22 protein-coding genes and 1 tRNA gene are annotated in these 15,056 nt (G+C 62.7%); 17 read left to right on the top strand and 6 right to left on the bottom strand.

Annotated features, from left to right (window positions below; genetic code table 11):
* Positions 1 to 77 precede the first annotated feature (77 nt).
* The 6 genes from O9Z63_RS07435 (at position 78) to O9Z63_RS07410 (ending at position 3,142) form a co-directional block, all read left to right on the top strand.
* On the top strand, positions 78 to 284 hold the full coding sequence (locus O9Z63_RS07435; RefSeq protein ID WP_270128668.1) for a hypothetical protein: 207 nt from the start codon (positions 78 to 80) through the stop codon (positions 282 to 284).
* A 92-nt stretch (positions 285 to 376) separates the two neighbouring features.
* Complete coding sequence (locus tag O9Z63_RS07430) at positions 377 to 538, top strand: terminase small subunit (RefSeq protein ID WP_270128667.1); 162 nt, start codon at positions 377 to 379, stop codon at positions 536 to 538.
* A 128-nt stretch (positions 539 to 666) separates the two neighbouring features.
* Positions 667 to 1,155, top strand: coding sequence for a hypothetical protein (locus O9Z63_RS07425; RefSeq protein WP_270128666.1), 489 nt, complete (start codon positions 667 to 669; stop codon positions 1,153 to 1,155).
* The gene (locus O9Z63_RS07420; protein WP_270128665.1) at positions 1,148 to 2,344 is read left to right on the top strand and encodes a terminase large subunit; all 1,197 of its coding nucleotides are present in this window, start codon (positions 1,148 to 1,150) and stop codon (positions 2,342 to 2,344) included. Before O9Z63_RS07425 ends, O9Z63_RS07420 begins: the two co-directional genes overlap by 8 nt.
* Before the next feature lie 4 nt (positions 2,345 to 2,348).
* Positions 2,349 to 2,906: a hypothetical protein gene (locus tag O9Z63_RS07415; protein WP_270128664.1), complete on the top strand. Its 558-nt coding sequence runs from the start codon at positions 2,349 to 2,351 to the stop codon at positions 2,904 to 2,906.
* Positions 2,907 to 2,980: 74 nt separating this feature from the next.
* Positions 2,981 to 3,142 (top strand): hypothetical protein, encoded by a 162-nt coding sequence (locus tag O9Z63_RS07410; protein ID WP_270128663.1) that lies wholly within the window; start codon positions 2,981 to 2,983, stop codon positions 3,140 to 3,142.
* A 10-nt stretch (positions 3,143 to 3,152) separates the two neighbouring features.
* On the opposite strand, the gene O9Z63_RS07405 is transcribed toward O9Z63_RS07410, so the two are convergent.
* On the bottom strand, positions 3,153 to 3,374 hold the full coding sequence (locus O9Z63_RS07405) for a hypothetical protein (protein ID WP_270128662.1): 222 nt from the start codon (positions 3,372 to 3,374) through the stop codon (positions 3,153 to 3,155).
* 20 nt (positions 3,375 to 3,394) lie between these two features.
* On the opposite strand from O9Z63_RS07405, the gene O9Z63_RS07400 reads away from it, so the two are divergent.
* The 7 genes from O9Z63_RS07400 to O9Z63_RS07370 are packed head-to-tail and all read left to right on the top strand — an operon-like array spanning position 3,395 to position 8,373.
* Entirely contained in the window at positions 3,395 to 3,835 is a 441-nt protein-coding gene (locus O9Z63_RS07400) for a hypothetical protein (RefSeq protein WP_270128661.1), read from the top strand.
* A gap of 2 nt (positions 3,836 to 3,837) precedes the next feature.
* On the top strand, positions 3,838 to 4,083 hold the full coding sequence (locus O9Z63_RS07395) for a hypothetical protein (RefSeq protein WP_270128660.1): 246 nt from the start codon (positions 3,838 to 3,840) through the stop codon (positions 4,081 to 4,083).
* Between the two features lie 36 nt (positions 4,084 to 4,119).
* The gene (locus O9Z63_RS07390) at positions 4,120 to 4,314 is read left to right on the top strand and encodes a hypothetical protein (protein WP_270128659.1); all 195 of its coding nucleotides are present in this window, start codon (positions 4,120 to 4,122) and stop codon (positions 4,312 to 4,314) included.
* Positions 4,315 to 4,758 carry a hypothetical protein gene (locus O9Z63_RS07385; RefSeq protein WP_270128658.1) on the top strand — a complete coding sequence of 148 codons (444 nt, stop codon included), beginning with the start codon at positions 4,315 to 4,317 and terminating at the stop codon, positions 4,756 to 4,758. It abuts the gene before it with no gap.
* The gene (locus O9Z63_RS07380; protein ID WP_270128657.1) at positions 4,658 to 5,710 is read left to right on the top strand and encodes a hypothetical protein; all 1,053 of its coding nucleotides are present in this window, start codon (positions 4,658 to 4,660) and stop codon (positions 5,708 to 5,710) included. The genes O9Z63_RS07385 and O9Z63_RS07380 overlap by 101 nt, the downstream gene beginning before the upstream one ends.
* The gene (locus tag O9Z63_RS07375) at positions 5,710 to 5,877 is read left to right on the top strand and encodes a hypothetical protein (protein WP_270128656.1); all 168 of its coding nucleotides are present in this window, start codon (positions 5,710 to 5,712) and stop codon (positions 5,875 to 5,877) included. Before O9Z63_RS07380 ends, O9Z63_RS07375 begins: the two co-directional genes overlap by 1 nt.
* Before the next feature lie 12 nt (positions 5,878 to 5,889).
* A complete protein-coding gene (locus tag O9Z63_RS07370) occupies positions 5,890 to 8,373 on the top strand; it encodes a hypothetical protein (RefSeq protein ID WP_270128655.1) in 2,484 nt (827 codons plus the stop codon).
* On the opposite strand, the gene O9Z63_RS07365 is transcribed toward O9Z63_RS07370, so the two are convergent.
* Positions 8,370 to 8,552, bottom strand: a complete 183-nt coding sequence (locus tag O9Z63_RS07365) for a hypothetical protein (protein ID WP_270128654.1) — start codon at positions 8,550 to 8,552, stop codon at positions 8,370 to 8,372. The genes O9Z63_RS07370 and O9Z63_RS07365 overlap by 4 nt on opposite strands.
* A 920-nt stretch (positions 8,553 to 9,472) precedes the next feature.
* Between O9Z63_RS07365 and O9Z63_RS07360 the strand changes: the two genes are divergently transcribed.
* The 3 genes from O9Z63_RS07360 to O9Z63_RS07350 all read left to right on the top strand — a co-directional run bounded on the left by O9Z63_RS07360 (position 9,473) and on the right by O9Z63_RS07350 (position 11,366).
* Complete coding sequence (locus O9Z63_RS07360; protein WP_270128653.1) at positions 9,473 to 9,925, top strand: hypothetical protein; 453 nt, start codon at positions 9,473 to 9,475, stop codon at positions 9,923 to 9,925.
* 77 nt (positions 9,926 to 10,002) lie between these two features.
* On the top strand, positions 10,003 to 10,473 hold the full coding sequence (locus O9Z63_RS07355; RefSeq protein ID WP_270128652.1) for a hypothetical protein: 471 nt from the start codon (positions 10,003 to 10,005) through the stop codon (positions 10,471 to 10,473).
* A gap of 125 nt (positions 10,474 to 10,598) precedes the next feature.
* Positions 10,599 to 11,366, top strand: a complete 768-nt coding sequence (locus O9Z63_RS07350; RefSeq protein ID WP_270128651.1) for a T9SS type A sorting domain-containing protein — start codon at positions 10,599 to 10,601, stop codon at positions 11,364 to 11,366.
* Between the two features lie 160 nt (positions 11,367 to 11,526).
* Here the strand turns inward: O9Z63_RS07350 and O9Z63_RS07345 are convergent, their stop codons facing one another.
* From O9Z63_RS07345 to O9Z63_RS07330, 4 genes are all read right to left on the bottom strand, one after another.
* The gene (locus O9Z63_RS07345; protein ID WP_270128650.1) at positions 11,527 to 11,811 is read right to left on the bottom strand and encodes a hypothetical protein; all 285 of its coding nucleotides are present in this window, start codon (positions 11,809 to 11,811) and stop codon (positions 11,527 to 11,529) included.
* Positions 11,812 to 11,894: 83 nt separating this feature from the next.
* A complete protein-coding gene (locus tag O9Z63_RS07340; RefSeq protein ID WP_270128649.1) occupies positions 11,895 to 12,188 on the bottom strand; it encodes a hypothetical protein in 294 nt (97 codons plus the stop codon).
* A gap of 248 nt (positions 12,189 to 12,436) precedes the next feature.
* A tRNA-Thr gene (locus O9Z63_RS07335) sits at positions 12,437 to 12,509 on the bottom strand.
* 87 nt (positions 12,510 to 12,596) lie between these two features.
* Entirely contained in the window at positions 12,597 to 14,036 is a 1,440-nt protein-coding gene (locus O9Z63_RS07330) for a L,D-transpeptidase scaffold domain-containing protein (RefSeq protein WP_270128648.1), read from the bottom strand.
* 292 nt (positions 14,037 to 14,328) lie between these two features.
* Between O9Z63_RS07330 and O9Z63_RS07325 the strand changes: the two genes are divergently transcribed.
* Positions 14,329 to 14,988, top strand: coding sequence for an HD domain-containing protein (locus tag O9Z63_RS07325; RefSeq protein WP_270128647.1), 660 nt, complete (start codon positions 14,329 to 14,331; stop codon positions 14,986 to 14,988).
* The last annotated feature ends 68 nt before the right edge of the window (positions 14,989 to 15,056 follow it).

The raw sequence follows: 15,056 nt of genomic DNA, 5'->3' as shown, positions 1-15,056 counted from the left end.
CCCTTCGTCCCTGGCAGCCCCATGCTGAAGTCCTGCGCTAAGCCCTGGCCCAGCTCGACCCCGTCGAGCGTCGGCAGGTGCTCGACTACATCAGCCTGCCCCCCGAGCCACCCAAGCCCAAGGCGCACCCCATCGGTGAGTGCATGCGCGCCCAGCGCCGGGTGGCGGAGCTACTGAGTGCCCACCCCAGTTGGACCCAGACCAAGGCGCGCCGCGAAACCACCCGGGAGCTGGCCGTGAGCACCGTGCAGCTGCGGCGCATGCTAGCCCACGTCGAGCAGTAGGCCCCGAAACTGCGCGACGTTTTGGGGTAGGTTCGCGGCGTTTTGGGCGGGTGGCTATTGTAGGCGCAGGCGGATGGTGGGAGTTTCGTGGCATGTCAGTTCAACCCGAAGCCCCAGCCACCACCGCCAAAAAGCTCACCGCGAAGCAGCAGCGCTTCGTCGAGGAGTACTGTGTGGACTGGAATTGCACTCAGGCGGCAATTCGGGCCGGCTACTCGGAAGAGTCGGCCTACTCCATCGGGAGCGGAACCTGAAGAAACCTGAGATAAAGGCGGCTATCGACGCGCGCTTCGATGACCTGAGCCTATCCGCTGGCAAGCTCACCAAGCTCATCAGCAACATTGCCGAAACTCGCCTGAATGGCTTCGTTCGCATTATTCAGGTGCCCGTACGGCAACGGGTAGCCGCCTACGCCAACGTGGTACTGGCCCAGGTGAAGGAGGAAATAGAACTTATTGGTGAAAAAATCCGGCCGCTACCCAAAAAGGAGGCGGCTGCTTTTCGTGCCATGCTCACCAAGCTGCGCAAGCGGGAAATGGAGCTGGAGCTGGAAGTGCTGCGCTTCGGCCCCGATGCCATGGTCTACGTGGAAGGCCCGCTGGTGTTGCAGGATCGGGCCGAGTTAGACCTGGTGGCCTTGGCTCAGGCGCAGGAGCTGGGCCTCATCAAGTCCTGGAAGCCTACCGAGTTCGGTATTGCGGTGGAGCTCTACGACTCGGCCGCGGCACTGCGTGACATGGGCCGCATCCGAGGCGTGTTCGAGAAGGACAACACGCAGGCCGCCACGGTGCCCGTGCTCAACACGAAGGTGGAAATCATCACCACCGGCCCGCCGCTGGCCCGTTCGGAGAAGGAGGTGGACGATGTTTAAAAGCTCCCGCCTCTTCGTTGACAACTACCACAGCGCGGCCGATACTGTCGTCAACCAGGGCGGCACCAGCAGCGGCAAAACCTACAGCATCCTGCAGGTGCTCTTCACCAAGCTCTCGGAGCTCAAGCGCAAGGTGTGCACCGTGGCCGGCCAGGATATTCCCAACCTGAAGGCCGGGGCCCTGCGTGATGCGCTCGACATCTACAACAACAGCCCCGAGCTGCAGAGCCTGATCAAGTCCTACAACAAGTCGGAGCGGATTTTCGAGTTCCACAACGGCTGCGTGATGGAGTTCAAGAGTTACGAGGACAGCCAGGACGCCAAAAGTGGCAAGCGGGACTTCCTGTTCGTCAACGAGGCCCAGGGCGTGGTCAAGCCCATCTATGACGAGCTGGAGCTACGCACCAAGGAGCAGGTCTTTATCGACTACAACCCCAATGCTGAGTTCTATGTGCACGAGTCCATCATCGGCCGGCCCGGGGTAGAGCTGCTCATCAGTGACCACCGCCACAACCCGTTCCTGATGGAGAAGCAGCGGGCCAAGATCGAAGGCCTGAAGCAGAAGGACCTCGAACTGTGGAAGGTGTACGCCCGCGGCATGACCGGCAAGATCGAAGGCCTGGTGCTGCGCAACTGGACCGTGGTAGAGGCAGTGCCCCCGCTGGCCAAGTTCATCGGCCGTGGCATGGACTTCGGCTTTACCAACGACCCGACCACCGCCATCGACGTGTATCTGCAGCAGGGCGAGCTGTGGCTGGATGAGGTGCTCTACGCCGAGGGCCTGACCAACCCCGACATTCACCAGCGCCTGCTGGCAGAAGACCCAGCGGCCACGCTCAAGCGCCTGGTGGCCGACTCGGCCGAGCCCAAGAGTATCGAGGAGCTGCGGCGCCTGGGCTTCCGCCTAATCGAAGGCGCCCTGAAGGGCCCCGACTCGGTGAGCAACGGCCTCGACATTCTCAAGCGCTACCCGCTCAACGTCACGCGCCGCTCGATCAACCTGCGCAAGGAGCTCAGCAACTACAAGTACCGGGTAGACCGGCTCACCGGCAAGCCCACCAATGAGCCGGTGGATGCTTTTAACCACTGCATCGACCCCGTGCGCTACGTGGCCCTGAACTGCATCGGCAAGCCCGTTGCCGCCCCCATCACCGTCCACCAATCCTTTGGCCCGAGTCGCCGCCGCTAAGCCTATGCCCGTTCTGCCCATCTCTTTCGCCTCGCACCTGGCCGCCCTGCCCACCGACTGGGGCAGCGTCACCCTGGCCCAGGCCATCCGGCTGGCCGACCTCGGTGAGCAGGCCACCCTGCAGGACTGCCTGGCCGTGCTGCTCGACTGCTCCGCTCCGGAGTTGCTGAGCCTGCAGCCGCGGCAGCTGCAGCAGGCACTGGCCGCCGGCCTGTTTCTCTCCGAGCCCATGCCCACCCGCGAAAGCTACCAGCGCCCCACGGTGCTCCAGCTGGGCGAGGTGGAAGTACCAGTGCTCGACAGCCTGGAAGAAATCAGCTTCGGGCAGGCCGCCGATATCGGGGCCCTGATGCAGGAGCTGGGCGGCGACGTGGCCCAGCTGCGGCTGAAGGTGCTGGCCACCATCCTGCAGCCCGCCTACCACGGCACGGCCTACGACACAAATCAGGTGGCCGAGGTGGAGCAGCTCTGCGGAGCGGTGAAGCTGCGGGAAGCGCTGCCGCTCACGGATTTTTTTTTGCCGAGTTCGACCGCATCCGCCGGGCCCACGCCGCCCGCCTGAAGCGCATTCCGCTGAGCCAAGCTGAGCGGGCCGCAGGCGTCGGGCAGTTCTCGCTGGAGTGGGACACGCTGGCCGTGGTGGACGCGCTGGCCGGCGGCGATAAGACCCGCTGGAACTACTTCTACCAGCTCAGCTGGCCCGAGGTCAACACGATGATTGAGCTGGAAAACCACAAAGCCTACTACCGCCACCAGGTGCACGTGCAGCAGGAGCGGCAACAGAAACGACAGGGCTAGTGCTACACATCTACTGCAACTGCTCTCTCGCCCACACCCCTAGATTCCAGAGGCATGCGACGATCAGCAACAGCAAGAGGGGCAACCAAATCATCGGCCAAAACCAGAAAAAAGCCAGCACCAAGGTTAGTGGCAAATCCCATTTAAAGACCTCATATACACCATAGGATAGGCCTGCCAGCAGCAAAAGAATAAGAAACAGGACCAACAACACACGCATGATGATAACCATGCCCCCAAGATAGCACTCCGATGCAGTACCCCATCCCCACGCTCCGCGCCTGCGCGCTCGCCACCATCCCTGGCTGCCACTTCGCCCACGGCGAGAAGGAAGAGGCCAACATCACCCTCGATCAGCTCACGCCCGACAGCCGGGTGGTGCTGGTGGAGGATAAGATGCTGGTGGTGCCTTCCGTCAACAAGTACGGCATGCGCACCACGGTCACGTTTCAGGCTACCATCAGCGTGCTGGCCTACTCGCAGCTCACCGATGACGCGGCCGCGCGCCTGCCCCGCATGGATGCGCTGCTCACCGAGGCCTTCGCGCTGCTCTCGGCGCTGGAGAAGCACCCAGCCATTGCCAAGGTGGTGGCCCGCAACATCGTCAGCAGCTACAACGCCTTCGACGCCAACCTCGACGGCGTGGTGCTACAGCTCGACATCACGCCCGCCGAGCGGGCCAGCCTCTGCTAAGCATGAATCTGGCCCAGCTGCTCAACACCGAAATCAACCGCACCCAGGCCGAGCTGGGCCAGGCCATCACGGCCAAGGGTCAGCGGGCCACCGGCCGCACCATTGCCGCGCTACGCAACGAGTCAGTCCCGGAGCTGGCCCGCCTCTACGGCCCGGCCCACATCGGCGCCCTGGAAACCGGTAGTGGCCCCGCCGCCGACCCACAGGCCAAGCCCGGCCGGGCCATGGTGGCCGATATCACGGCCTAGCTGGCGGCCCGCGGCTCTTCGGCCAGCCCCTGGGCCGTGGCCACCAGCATTCTGCGCCGGGGCACCCGCCTGTTCCGGGGCGAAGACCCGCGCTTCGGCAAGCCTACGGGCACGCTGCGCGACGTGCTGCAGGCCAGCCGCGGCCGGCTGCGCCTGGCGCTGACGGCTGAGACGCGCCGCGCCCTGCGCTCGGACCTGTTCCCGGATTTCACCTCTTCAACTGCCTACTAAATGGCCGGACTTCCTCAGATCGGTATTCAGCATACCTGCCTCAGCCCCGGCCCGGGCGCCGAGCTGCGCATCACGCTGCGCAAAACCGGCAACTTCGGCACCGAGCCGGTGACGCTGAGCGTGGCCGTGCTCAACAGCCAGGGTGAGCAGGTCTTCGCCGATTTCTACGCCGGGTCCTCGACCACCTTCCGCTTCTCGCCGGCCCCGGATGACACCTACACCATCACCGGTACCGACGAAAAACACCGTCGAGCGCAGCTATACTATCAGCTGCGGCGCGCCCACGGGCGGGGGCGGCACGGCCGAGCCCGGCACGTGCGACCTGGCTGTAGCAGGCGTGCAGGTGCTGCCTGGCACCCCGCTGCCCAGCATCGAATTCACGCCCACCACTACCGCCGCCTGGGTGAAGGCCACGCTACTCGATACCGCCGGGTTCGTGCTTAACAGCGTGCCAGCCGGCACGCTGCCCGGCGTGCCGCTGCTGCTGCTCACCACCTACGGCACGCACACGCTGCGGGTGGAAGATGCCCGCGGTTGCCGGGTAGAGCAGACGGTAGAAGTGACAGCGCCCGCTCCGGAGCCTGAACCTGAGCCTGAACCATTGCCAGCCCCGGCCTACTACGCCGTGGGTGGCCGGGTGCCGCGCCCGGCGCTGCTGGCTACGCCCGTGTCGGACCTGTTCACGGCCGGTAGCCAACCCCGGCCCGGCCTGCATGTCGAGCTGGAGCTGAGCCGGCCGGATGCTGAGGCCCCGTTCGCGCGGCTGCGCAAAACCGTGCGCCGCCAGCGGGAGCTGGTGGACGTGGCCCAGGCCCTGCACGCCGAGCTGGTACCGGAAATGCGCTATCCCACCGGCCGCCGGGCCCGCTACGACGGGCAGGCCACGCTGTCCTTTACTTACCGCTGGCGGGAAGTGGACGCCACCGGGACCGGCGAGTGGCAGCAGGCCCGTGGCGCGCATTATGCGCTGCTCAGTGCCGTGCCGCCCGAGTTGCCCGCTACCGCCTATGTGGCCTATGTCGCCCGGCCCGCCCTGCCGCTCTCCGCCTTCCCCTCGGGCCAGCTGGTGCAGGCCGTGGGCCTGCCGCTGGAGCTGGCCGTGTGGCTGCCTGAGCGGGCCGCGGGCGCTACCTGGTACGCCGAGTGGCGCTACCTCGACGGCTACGGCAGTGAGTTGGAGATCCGCAGCGTGCCGCTGCCGGCCTCGCTGCCCGCCGGCGTGTGCCGCCTGAGTTTGCCGCCCGACCCACTGCCCTGCGCCACCCAGCTGGTGCTCACGCTCACCGATACCGACCGCAGCTACCCCGGCAGTTGCCCCGTGGTGGTCGCACCGCCGCCGCCGGCCGGCATCCACGACTTCCTGATTTCCGACCTTACCGATACTGATTTCAAGTAATGGCTCAATCCACCACTTCCGCGCAGGTTGTCACTGCGCTTACCCAGCTTCGCGCTGAAATTCTGGCCACCCTGGTGTCCGGAGCCAACCTGCCGGGGCCCGCGCTGGCCGACCTGCTCGTGCGCCAGCTCGATGAAATAGTAGTCAGCATTGGCCAGAGAGGGTAGACGCGCTACGGCGTGGGCGTACCTGGCGCTGCGCTCGGTGTCGACAACGACGTGTACACCGACACGGCCAGCGGCTACGAGTATCAGAAGGTAGCCGGGGCCTGGGTGTTCCGGCTGGCCAAAAAGGGCGCGGCCGGCACCACACCGGTCAAGGGCACCGACTACGTGGATGGCGAGGACGGCATCGACGGCACGCAGGTGTACTCGGAGAGCTACGCGCCAGGCCCAACCACGGGCGGGCAGGAGGGGTTTCTCTGGTACCACCTCAAGAGCCTGGCCGCCTACGACATGTACAAGTACATCGACGGGCAGTGGATTCTGGTTTTTCGGAAAGCTGAGGGAGCAACGACGCCCACGCCCTCAGCTCTTGCGGCGACCCTCACTATTTCGGCTGCCTCGGTAGCGGCTGGCACGGCTGTCGCCTACACGGCCGGTGCCAGCGGTGGCACGGCGCCCTACAGCTATGCTGTGACGGCCACCAACACGGCCACCGGTGCTACGGTCAGCATCGGTAGTGCGGCTACCGGCAACTGGACACCTTCGGCCGCCGGCAGCTACGACATTGCCAGCACCGTCACCGACGCGGTAAACGCCACCAAGATTTCGCCGGTGCGCAACCTGACGGTGACGGCCGCTGCCGCTACTACGTTAGCCGCCCCGGCCGACCCACTAGCCACGCCCACCAGTAGCACCGCCCTCAACGTGGCCGCTTCCTCGGTGGCTAATGCCACCGGCTATAAGCTGTTCCGCAGCCCTGCCAGCGGCGGGGCCTTCGTGCAGGTGGGTGGTACGCTCTCTTCGCCATCCTACGCCGATACCGGCCTGAGCGCCTCGACTACCTACTACTACAAATGGCAGGCGCTGGGCAACGGCACTACCTATGCCGACTCGCCCCAGGGCGCACAGTTCTCCGGTACTACGCAGGCGGCCACCGCGCCGCCTACTGGCAGTGTGAACCAGTTCCGCATCAGCTACCCCGGCCAGAGCAACGAGCACAGCCAGGGATTGAAAGCGCCCTTCCTGGCCGGCGGGCACCTGGCCGGCATCACACCGGCCATCACGCGGGAGTTCCAGCGTAGCATGGTAGCGAATGGCTCGGCCGTGCAGAAGCTGCAGATGGGCGTGAATGACTACAGCAGTGGCGCTACGGCAACCGGGCATCCTAATTGGTTTGGAGCTGTAGTGCCATACTCGCAGGCATGGGAAAACGCTGGGCCGGGGATGCTGGCCACTGCTCGCTATTCGTTGGACGGAACCGACATCACCAAATTCACCAAGCAGGGCGCGCCAGTTTACGGTGGCGGATTTGACAATTCAGCTTACAACGAAATCAAGCGGCAGATTCTGCTGCTGAAGGAATGGTGGTTGGCGCAAGGCTTGCCGCTGACGAGCGCAGAGGTCGTGTGGGACTGCAACCAGGGCGAAACATGGGCCGACCTGCCTAACTGGGGGCCGGAGTTGGCGCAGATTTGGGCCGACCTGAAAGCGGATTGTGGCTTGCCCGATGGTGGCCGGGAGTCGGTAACGCTTACGCAGACGCAGACGGACAGCCACGACAACACCCAGGCCCGCGCCAATATTCAGGCGTTTGCTGATAGCCGCCCCAAGTGCTTGGCAGTAGACGCCATCGGCTACAACCTGCACGACAACCTACACCATTGGGATGCCTTCTCTCACCTCAAACATGGCGAAGAAAAGGTGAAAGCCCTCAACGGCCAGCAGCCGACCCGATGGTATATCAGCGCCGTGCAGTCGTGCGGGGCGAACACCACGGGCACCCCAAAGCAGGCCGCTTCCACGGTATCCAAGGCGCAAGCCAACGCCGACGCCACAGCCCTGCTGGTCTGCACCCCGACAGGCGGCGGCACCCCGCCGGCCACTAGCGACGCCGACCCCGATTACCCCTACCTAACGCGCAAAAAGCAGGAGTTCACCGCCGACGTGGTTGGCATCGCCATCAACCCATCCAACACCATGACGGCCACGGCCGGGGCCAACGGCATCCAACGCTACGCCAAAACACGGTTTGCCATCGGCCCCTCCACGGCCAACCCGCTCATCGGCTACATCGAGTGGCAGCTGACGGATGCCGTCGGCAGTGCGCAACAGGGGCTGAACACCTACCTGTTTGGCGTCAAGGACAGCGTGCCGGTCTACAGCAACGACCTGGACGATCTGACCTTCGCGTCCTACGTCAAGGTATCGACCGGCAACAACGGCGTGAACGGCTTCGGAGTCAACCTGTACACGCCCGGCAACAACCCAGGGTATGACATGCGGGCAGGCGTTGGCGACCGGGTGCGTATCGTGTTCACGCAGACGAAAACGCAGCTTGTCAAACTTGGGGCAACGCGGGCGCAGGACATCATCCTGTTCGACAACTACGCCCGCGCCGCCAACGGAGCCACGCTTTACCAGATCATGAGTTGGCTCTATGCCGATACGCAGGTAGCGGATATCTACATCGGTGCCGCCAGCCTAGTGACGCTGGCTTAGGATTGAGGCGGGGCGGCGCGGTCAAAGAAAAACCCGCCGTCCTGGTCCTCAGAATCCCACCAACTGTGGCCGGCGCTCAACAGCTCGTTCGCCTTGATAATCAGCCGCTCCTTGTGGGCGGTATCAGAATAGGTAACCCGCACGGCTACGCCCTGCACTTGTAGAATTTCAGTTGTCATATCTGGATTGTTGAATGCAATTCTAAATCAGAATAGTGCCGCAAGATATACCGCCGCCACTGCCCTCACAAGCTCAACTGCACCCGCTTACCCTATCACCGCCTGACCTAGCCCTATGCCTGCTCCCTCTCCCATTCGTGATGTACCCGAAGCCATCGGCCTGGCCATTGCGCGGGAAATGGTGCGCCTGTCAGTCTAAGCTTGGGGATAGTTCTCACCAACTTGCGCGGCGTTTTACCCCGGTTGCGAGGCGAAAAAGGCCACTGCGGTTGCAGTGGCCTTTTTCGCCTCGCACCTTCGCTGGCATGGAAGTCTACACCCAGCCGCTGCTCATTCAACTCATTCCCATCTGCCCCGGTCGGGGCGTGTACCTGCGCTGACTTTCGCCGCTGGGCAACTGGGAAGGCTGGTTTTTCGATGGCGACTACGACCCCAGCACCACGCCCGAAGCTGGCAGCGTGTTCCGGCCCGAGAGTGTTCCGGCCCTGGTGCTGCAGCGCAGCCGCACCCGGCGCCAGCTGCTGCGCGCTGGCAACCTGAGCCCTCAGCAGCATGAGGCCCTGACCACCCTCCTCGACTCGCCACAGGTGTACATGCAGGTAGCAGATGGTACCCGCACCCCGGTGCTGGTGGTGCCCGCCTCAGCCGGCCGCACCAGTCCGGACACCCGCACTGAGTTTTCTGTGGAGATTGAGCTGCCTGCTCCCAACGCCCTAGCCCGCATCGCTTATCATCGCCGGCATCTGTGCCCTGCTCGGCTTTCGCGACAATGCCAGCCACGGCGACGGCAGCTCCCTGCTCTGGTCGGCTCTGGGTATTATTGTGTTTGCCCTCATCGTGGCCACCGCCGACGCCTACCGTCACACGCTGCGCCTGAAGCGGGAAGCCGCCCAGCGCGCCAACAACCCGCTGGGCCGATAATGTTCTGGCTGCTCTACAATCTGTTCGCCGTGTTCAATGGCGTCAGTGACGGCCTGCTCTACGCGGGGCAGGCCGCCGAGTCGTTCACCTGGAACGAGCACCGCGTGCTGGTGTGGCTGCGGGCCGCGGCTATCCTGGTGGGCCTGGGCGCCGCCCTCGATGCGTGGGTGTGCGCCGCCTCGTTGCCCTACACGCTGGGCTGGCTGGCCTGGGAAGTGGGCAGCATCTGCCTTTCGTTTAGCCTCTTCCATAACGAGGCCTACAACTTCACCCGCGTCTGGATCAACTCGAAGCAGAGCTTCCGCCAGGCATGGGCTGTGTTCAAGTTCAACTACCAGTCCTCGACGACGACTGCCCGCTTCGACTTCGACGGCCGCACCCGCTGGTGGTTGGCAGCCGGGGGCGGGGTATGGTTTGCCGTGGGGGTTCTACTCTTTACCAAAATCATCTGATGCGCGCCTTCCTAGTCTTCGCTCTTCTGTTGGCCAGCTGTGCCGGCTCTCGTTGCGCTGCTCAGGATGACAGGCCAATGTCAGGGGTTACTGCTGACTTAGCTGCTCCAGACCCCTTACACAAACCCCTCACGCCGGTGCAGGTGGCCCAGCTGCCGCGTGCCGTGCAGCGGCAGTACCGCAAGAACCTGCGGGCCCAGCCGCGCACGGTGCCACTGGTGCAGGGGCGGGCGGCAGTCAACGCCCCGGCTGCTAAGCAAGTAGTTGCAAGTTATAAGCCCGAGGCCGCAGTGGTGCTGGCCACAGACGGTGCCCAGGTCACAACGGCCCAGAGCAAGAAGGGCCCGGCGGTGGCCGCCGGCCGGAATGCAGAGGTGCCCATGGCCACCACGGCCGAGAGCTGGGTGCGGCCGCTGCTGCCGTATGCCGTCGGCCTGGCTGGGCTGGGCCTGCTCTACTCGTTGGTACCGCTGCCGCTGGCCGGCGCGGGCTGGCTGCGGGCCATAGTACGTCGCCGACGGGAGGCTATCGACGCTACCAAGGCGTAGACCAACAGGGAAAGCAGCCCTCTTACGCGCTATTTTTCACCATGACAGTAGCACGTAAGGCAATAAAGCAATGCCCGGGGCCCGTATATTGCGGGCCTCAATTTTTTCTACCTTCATCTTCCTGTATGAAACAGTTGTTTACGCTTTCCCTATTGCTGGCTTCGTTGGCAGCCCATGCGCAAATCACACTTGAGCACACGTATGCCGAGAACGTAACTCCGTTTAAACTGTCAACGGGCGACATTAAGTATGCGGGTCTTAATAGAACGACCAACCAGGTACGTATCTACAATGCGAACCATTCCATTTACCGGCAGTTGGCCACGGGCGCCCCGAACGGCAGCGAGCTGTACGATGTCCTGAATGTGAGTGACCGGCTGTTTAACAGCACGGCCGGTGTGGAAGTGGCGTTTACCTACCGGGCAGAGGTGTCGGCGGGTAACTCTGTGAGCTACCTGCGTGTACTGGATGAAACGGGTTCCACAGTCCTCTTGGTCGACTCCTGCAGTTACGCCGAGCCCTACGCCCTGCCTACTGGTGCCAAGCTGCTCGCGTACGTTGAACGCAATCAAAAAACGGTAACCAAGGTCTATGCACTTCCCGGGACTTACACACCCCTGAAAACAGCTGCCCGCGCTGCGGATCCGTTGGCTGGCCCTTATCCCAACCCGACAGCCGAAGCCATTCAGCTGCCGTATAAACTAAGCCGCAATGAGACGGCGGAGCTGGTCGTGCTTGACCCGGCCGGGCGTGCAGTACGCCGCTTTACAGTAGACGGCAGTTTTGATCATCTGCTGCTACAGGCCCGTGATTTACCTAGTGGTGTATACACGTATCAGGTAGGCGGTCTAGCGGGTACGCAAATCGGAAAGAAATTCGTGGTTCAACACTAGTCTGTTACGATCCTATAACGCGAGAGCAGAAAGTAGGAGAAGCTCAACAGGAAAAATCTTCTAGTTTTGCGCCATCGACCCGGTTTCTAGGTGTGTGTCCGGCAACGGTCCACCTACTGCAACGAAAAAGCCCCGACCTTCTGCAGGTTCGGGGCTTTTCTTATTTTACATCAGGCTGCATCTCCATATGCAGCAAGTATAAGTTACCCATCCAGTAATCTGCATCGGCTCCCGAGAAGGCATGATACCGTCGGTGTGCTGTTTGTGGATCCGGATAGTCTTCGTCTACCCGCATAGCAGCTGTAGAGTCTTGGTGATCAACCGGAGCTAGTACCTCGATGCGTATCTGGGACAGACCGTTAGGAGATAGTAGAGAGACTTGAAGTTGTCCTTCATCAAAGTCATATCGCTTCGGGGGCAATAGTTCTGCTTGTAAGGTTTCCATATAATAAGTTTGACAGTACAAGTACTATAGACTCTCAAACGCCCACAGATATTGCATTGGTCAGTACTTATTTTCTGGATTGCCTATACCAGTACTGCCTCCTCAATGGCTTCCGCGATACTGATTTCCTCCAGTGGAGGCACCAGCGCAAAACGTGATTCGTGGAAGTTGGCCTCTGGAAAGCCAGGTGCCACGGCGGCATTATTAATTTCGGCCAGCGTGATACCGAAGCCGTTGTGCGTGTCGTAGATGTCGCGCACGGTGTAGATCGGCCCGCGCTTGGGCGTCTGGATATTGGGGTTCTGTACCAGCAGCATCGTGAAGTCGTCGTTGATGCAGACGACCTCCTGACCGGGGTGAAAGAGGGGGGCACTCATGAGCGGAAAAGTATTGCCTGTTTCAGCACCTAACCTGAGCCAGTTGGGGAAAGTGCGATAAGCTCGCCAGATCTGGGTGGCCGCACACTGGCCGTTTTAAGGCTATCACAATAGGAGAGGGCCAATTCCAGAAACAGGCAATCTGCCCGCTGGATAACCTCAAAAACCTGCAAAGAGGCACACCGACGGGCACACCAAGAAAAAAACCCTTGCAAATCATTGATTTGCAAGGGGTTAATTTGTCTTAGAGCCTCCTGTCGGGATCGAACCAACGACCTACTGATTACAAGTCAGTTGCTCTACCAGCTGAGCTAAGGAGGCGAATTGTGGTGCAAAACTAGGGGCTAAAATTAGATTTTCAAGCCTGAGCGAAAAAAAGAATAACGATTTTATAGAACCCGCACGCCCTCAGGGGGATGCTAAAACGGTGGCCAGGTCTTCATCCAGGCAGTAGATATCCGGATGGAAGCGCAGGCGGCTGTTCTGCACTTCGCAGGTGGTGTAGCGGATGCGGATGGGCAGGCCCTGGGCCAGGTCGTAGCGGCAGGTGGTGTGGGTGGCGATATTGCGCCGGATGTCGGGCAGGGCGGCTTGCTGGTGTTCACGCTCCAACAGGTAGGCTGCCAGCTCCAGCGGCTTTTCCACCCGGATGCACCCATGGCTGCGTGCCCGATGTGGCTCCCGAAACAGGGCCCGGGCTGGCGTGTCGTGGAGGTAGATGGCGTGCTGGTTGGCGAAGTAGAACACCAGATTGCCCAGCGCATTGTGCCGGCCGGGTTCCTGCCGAATGGTATAGCCAAAGGTCTGCGGCGTGACGCGGCTCCAGCGGACCCGCCATGGATTGACCTGACGGTTGCGGGCATCGAATAGCCGATACTTATTGTCGGCCAGGAAGCCAGGGTCATCCTGCAGCTCGGGCAATATCTCGCGCACGGCAATACTGTGCGGCACGCGCCATTCGGGGGCCGTCATGAACACGGTAAGTCGACTGCTGAGCACGGGGGTCGGCGTATCGGGTTTGCCGACCACAACCCGGTGCGTGCGGACGACGCGGCCTTTTTCGATGATGTGCAGCGAATAGGATGGAATGTTCACCAGAATGTACGTTTCCGAGTCGGGCAGGGCGATATCCCACCGTAGCCGTTCCAGGTTGAGTGCCACCCGCCGGAAATCGGCCGCGTTACCGTAGGCCGGCTGCGCGGAGCTCATCAGCACCGAATCGGGGGGGAGCGTGCGGCGCCAGGCCTGCTGCAGGGCCTGGTAGCTCGTGCCTGTGGGCTGGCAGGCCAAAAAGGCCGTTTCAAACTCTGCGGCTGCCAGCGCCTGCGTGAGTTGTTCGATGCTTTGCCGGGCTGCCGGCTCGCTCAGCGTAGCCGGGCTGGTCGTAAACGGCTGCAGCCGGCCATAGCGCAGGTGGGCTGCGTAGCGCAGCAGCGCATCGGTCAGGCGCAGCTCAAACCCACTCAGGCTGCCGGCCACGCTGGAGGCATGCTGCAGCGAGTCGGGCAGGGACTGCAGCAGGGGCCAGGCGTAGGTTTCGGGGTGGAGCCCGAAGGCAGGGGCGCGCCGGAGCAGGGCCAGCGCCCGGGTGGCGCTGTGGTTCCAGCCGGAGTCGGGGTGTGTCCAGGCCGGGGCGAAGTCGCGCTGTAGATAAAAGGTCTGGACCGCGAAACCGGCTTGCAGCGCCAGCCTCTCATAGGTGGCAGTCGAGCCAAGCGCCACGGTGTCCAGCAGGGTGCGCAGCGAAACCACCGCGCCCGGGCCCGAGGCCGGTAGGAGTGGAGTATCATTGCGCAAGCCCTCTGCCGGCACCGGCAACGGGGCCAGCAGCAGCAGACCGCCCAACAAAGCCCAGCAGGCAGCTACACGGCTGCAACGTCTTAACCGGTCCATGGCTGTAGAGAGCAAAGCGGTTTCGTGTAGGTGGGGAATGAGTATTCGACCGGTGCTACACTTTCATAAGGTACGGATTGCGGCCGGCGAATACAAGCGGGAGTTAATTGGCGAAAGCCGGGCAGGAAATTCGTAATCAGCTACATATTTGCAAGTCTGGTGCTGCGTGCGCCGGCTCTGGCAGGCGGGCCGGTTATTTTGTGGCGCGGGTGTTGTTGCTTTGCAGGCTCACTAGCGCCCTCAGGTTTTGGAAACTGCCCTCATCAGCCGTACTGCCGACTTCGTTCGGGAAAAGTTCTTATACGAAGGTTCCGGGCACGACTGGGAGCATATCCGCCGAGTGTGGCAGGTGGCCCGGGCCCTGGTCCAGGACACTCCGGAAGCCAACCCACTGCACACCGAGCTGGGCGCGCTGCTGCACGATGTAGCCGACTGGAAGTTTCACGACGGCGACGAAGAAGCCGGTCCCCGGGCCGCCCGGGCCTGGCTGGAGAGCCAGCACGCGCCCGAAAGCGTTATTCAGGCCGTGGAAACCATTATCCGCGAAGTCAGCTTCAAAGGCCTTAGCGTACCTACGCCCATGAGCACCATTGAAGGCGCGCTGGTGCAGGACGCCGACCGTCTCGACGCCATCGGGGCTATTGGGGTGGCCCGGGCCTTTGCCTACGGTGGCCACAAGGGCCGGCCGCTGCACGACCCCACGGTGCCGCCGGTGCAGCACGCCTCGTTTGCCAGCTACAAGCAGAACGTGGCCCCCACCATCAACCATTTCTACGAGAAGCTGCTGCACCTGCGGGAGCGGCTCAATACGCCCGCGGCCCGCCGTGTAGCCGAGCAGCGCCATGCCTTCATGGAAACCTTCCTGACGCAGTTTCTGCGCGAATGGGAAGGTCAGGATCTGGGTTAAAGCATCCTGCCTTCAGTCGGGTGCACGGCGGTGTAGAAGCCCGCGCCGTCCCGGACAACCAGAAACTG

This window comes from Hymenobacter yonginensis (assembly GCF_027625995.1).
Lineage (GTDB): Bacteria > Bacteroidota > Bacteroidia > Cytophagales > Hymenobacteraceae > Hymenobacter > Hymenobacter yonginensis.
This window is presented reverse-complemented; position numbering and strand designations above follow the sequence as displayed.